This window comes from Verrucomicrobiota bacterium, from assembly GCA_016871535.1.
GTDB lineage: Bacteria > Verrucomicrobiota > Verrucomicrobiia > Limisphaerales > SIBE01 > VHCZ01.
Window position 1 is genome coordinate 1 of sequence record VHCZ01000397.1, and the last position, 3730, is coordinate 3730.

Consider the following 3730-nt stretch of genomic DNA (forward strand, 5'->3'; position numbering starts at 1 on the left):
TGCCTTTGAGCCGGACGGCGACGCGGGGAGCCGAGCCTTCGTTGCGAAACACCCCGGCCACTTCGTTCAAATTATTCATCACTACGTCCAGGTCCCCGTCATTGTCCAGGTCCGCCAGCGCCATGCCCTGCGAGATTCCGATTGCGTTGAAGCCCCAGGCTGCACCTACTTCCTCAAACGTCAGGTCGCCTCGATTTCTGAAAATCATGTTGGGAGATTTGTAGTCCGGGAAAAAGCGGATCAGGCTCATTGCTTCCGACGGAGTGAGTTGCTTGCCGGTCTTCGCGGACTCATATCGGGTGGCCATGTCTGCGTTTTGGAAGTCGCGCAATTGGCCGTTGGTCACCAGGATGTCTTCATACCCGTCCAGATCGACGTCCAGAAAGATCGGCCCCCACGACCACTCAGAGGCTTCGACGCCGCTGTAAAAAGAGATTTCGGCAAAGGTCGTGTCGCCGCGATTGACCAGCAGCGTATTGCGGAGTTGCTGGAGCCGCAGATCGATCGGCCCGGGCGGCGCGCGCCCAGAACGGCTCTGAGAAATCTGGACGTGCCGATTCACATGATCGCGGCTGAGCATATCGACCACGAAAAAATCGACCGCCCCGTCGCGGTCGATGTCCGCAAAATCCACTCCCATGGAAAAGGTGCTCGTGTCGCGCAGCGAAAGGTTGTCCAGCGCGCGAAAGCGGCCGCGTCCGTCATTGATCCAGATTCGGTCCGGGGTGTAGAGATCGTTACAGACGTAAATATCCGGGGCGCCGTCGACGTTGATGTCGTGGAATTGCACGGCCAGGCCCCAGTCTCGCGGCGGCTCGCGCAAGGGCCGTCCCTTTTCATCGAGAAAAGCGCCGTCCGTGAAGGGAACGACCGTGAATTTTCCCTTGCCATCGTTCAGAAACAGGAAGTCCGCCTCGCCGAGTTCCAGGACGCTGCCAGCCGGCGTCACGACAAAGCGATTGGTGAACTCCGGCGACGTGGCGGGCTGGCCGTTGACGTGCGTGACCACGTGGCGGTCGCCGATGGGACGCACGGAGAAACGCGTAGTGATCTGATCCTGGATGGTGGTGGGCCGAAAATTGGCCACGTAAAGATCAAGGTCGCCGTCCCCTTCAATATCCGCCAGCGCCATGGACATGCTGCCGGCTTTGGACGCCACGCCGGATTGCGCCGTGATTTCCTGGAAACGCGCCTTGCCATCGTTCTGAAAGATGCGCGTGCCGCCTCCGAGAGAATTCACCAGCAAATCGAGGTCACCGTCTCCGTCAATGTCCGCAAACGCCGCCGCGGTGGCATCGTCCCTGGCAGAAGCCACGCCCGCCGCCGCCGTGATGTCCTCGAATCTCCAATTTCCCAGGTTGCGGTAAAGGACGTTGTCGCTGTCCAGTCCGCAGAAATAGAGATCGTAAAGACCGTCGCCGTCCACATCGCCCGCGGCGACGCCCGAACCGCTCAGCAGATTTCGATTCGACAGAGAACGGTCGTCTGAAAGCCGATTGGTGAAAGCGATTCCGGTCGCGGACGAATCCAGACGGGCGAAGCCCGTCTTCCCGGTCGTGACCTTGACGGGCGCCGACTTGAATCCTGGACCAGGCTGCGCAGACAACTCCCCATGGAGCCGCATCGGGCTTGCGATTAGCGTCAAAAGGACCAGGCAATGTGCTTCTCTCGTATTCACCAAGCTCTGCTCACGACCGCGGAACGACCTTGTTTCGGTTCATTCGTCGGGAGCGGAAACTAAGCGATTCTCATTGCCGTTGCGATGCTTTCTTCTTGATCAGTCGTTCGCCCGATTGGTCCACTGGCCCAACTTGGATTTCTTGATCGCCTCGGCGTGGCCGTCGCAGAAAGAGGCGTTGAACCCTTTGCCGTGGCGCTTGGCGATGTGGCCCTGGTCCGCGTACTTCTTATCGCCGGTATTCCCGATGAAGGCGTTGCCGTAGCCGGCGTTGTACCAGGCATCCACCTGTTCGAGCCGCCAGATTTCGAAGACGTTCGTGTTGCCATCGGCGATGGCGATCGTGCCCGCGGTGTCCTGAATCTCAGCCATCTTTCGGCTGGGATTGTCCCAATTGTTGATGAACGGCCCGTTCGCTCTGACCCAGTCCTTTTTCCCGCTTTCCTCATAAGCGCCGCCTTGCGCGTTGCAAATGTAGTCCTTGATCAAGGGCTTGGGCGTGCCGGGCGGACGCCGGTCCGTCCAGGCGGCGTGCGGGTTTGCGCTCGAACAGCTATAGACCGTTTCGGTTTGCATATAGGGCCGGCAAAGGTCTTGCCACCAGTACAATTCCTTTTGCCCCGGCCACGTGTAGGCGTAGCCGTAGGGCAGGTAGTCTTGATGATCCTGCGCGTACATGACGGTCCCCAACCCGATCTGCCGCATGTTCGACAGGCAAGCGGTCTGTTTGCCTTTGGCCTTGGCCCTGGATAGCGCGGGCAAAAGCATCCCGGCCAGGATGGCGATAATCGCAATCACGACCAACAGCTCGATTAGTGTGAAAGCGGTTAAGGGTTGGAGATGAACTCTGGAATTCGGACAACGGGATTTGCTCTGGTCTGGGTTCATGCTGGGAAATTCCGCCGACGCGCCTTCGGCGTCAACAAGGGAATAACAAGGAATCGTGAGAGCAAGATTGATTTCGGGCCCGAACCTGGCATACATTATCGTCATGAAATCAGCCAAACGCACCCCTGAAAACTCGCCTGCCTTTGATCCGCGCCGACGAGGATTCACTTTGATCGAACTGCTGGTCGTGATCGCCATCATCGCCATTCTGGCCGGCATGCTTCTGCCGGCGTTGAGCCACGCGAAGGCCAAGGCCCAGCACACCTCTTGTCTCAATAATCTCAAGCAGTTGGGCATCGCTTTCGCCATGTACCTCGATGACAATCAGGATACCTTTCCGGGGGTCGCTTCGCGCGGCGCCTACAACCCCATGCAGGAGGATTGGATTTTCTGGAACATCAACCGGAGCGGCAGCGGGACCTTCACCAAGGAAATCATCACCGACACGAGAAACAGCGCGATTGGCCGCTACATCGGCAATTTCTCGACGAACCTGTTCCGCTGCGCTTCGGATCAGGATTGGGATGCGCGGAGAAAACTCGACAGCAATCCCTACCTCTACAGCTATTCCATGGTGAGTTATGTGGCCGACAAGAATTATGGACCCGGCTCCATCTTCCCGATTGTCGCCGGCTCCGCTCCGGCGTTGCCGTTCAAAAGCACTGAAATCAAGCTGCCCACGCAAAAGATGGTGCTCGTGGACGAGAATGGCGACCCGAAGAACGGCCAGCCGGTGATCGATGACGGGCGCTTCGTTCCGCCCGGCAATGTCCTGGGCGCTCGCCACAAATACTTCCGCGGTTCCAAGCCCGCGACGCAGGCCTATTACAAGAGCGGTCGCGGCTCGGTCCTGCTGGCGGACTGGCACGTGGAAACCTACACGCCGGACCAAGCGCAGCAGCCGAAGCATTACGACACGCGTTGGGACCGATAGCGGAATCCGCGGCGGTTTGCAGATCTCGGATTGTGGCTTTCGCGGCCCTCCGTTTTCTCTGTGCTTCTCCTGTTCGGAGGTGGATTGGAGCACTTGGTTTTAGCCCGACTTTCGCAACTGGAGGGTGTTTTTCGGTGTAAGCGGTTGATTTGCAGCCGAGGCAATTTCGGAGTCTTCACTACAGACTCGTGTTGAGTTCTCAGGATCGGATCCACTGGCCTTGGCTCGTC

Annotated in this window: 3 protein-coding genes; 1 reads left to right on the forward strand and 2 read right to left on the reverse strand. The window is 58.6% G+C overall.

Going from position 1 to position 3730, the window contains the following annotated elements:
- A partial coding sequence (locus tag FJ398_26690; GenBank protein MBM3841471.1) for a VCBS repeat-containing protein occupies positions 1-1624 on the reverse strand: 1624 nt, incomplete at its 3' end.
- A 153-nt stretch (positions 1625-1777) separates the two neighbouring features.
- A complete protein-coding gene (locus FJ398_26695; protein MBM3841472.1) occupies positions 1778-2566 on the reverse strand; it encodes a prepilin-type N-terminal cleavage/methylation domain-containing protein in 789 nt (262 codons plus the stop codon).
- A 103-nt stretch (positions 2567-2669) separates the two neighbouring features.
- Between FJ398_26695 and FJ398_26700 the strand changes: the two genes are divergently transcribed.
- Complete coding sequence (locus FJ398_26700) at positions 2670-3500, forward strand: type II secretion system protein (GenBank protein ID MBM3841473.1); 831 nt, start codon at positions 2670-2672, stop codon at positions 3498-3500.
- The last annotated feature ends 230 nt before the right edge of the window (positions 3501-3730 follow it).

Bases quoted from the DNA above. Each gene is read 5' to 3' on its own strand.
- FJ398_26695 (MBM3841472.1), bottom strand. From the start codon at position 2,566: ATGAACCCAGACCAGAGCAAATCCCGTTGTCCGAATTCCAGAGTTCAT.
- FJ398_26700 (MBM3841473.1), top strand. From the start codon at position 2,670: ATGAAATCAGCCAAACGCACCCCTGAAAACTCGCCTGCCTTTGATCCG.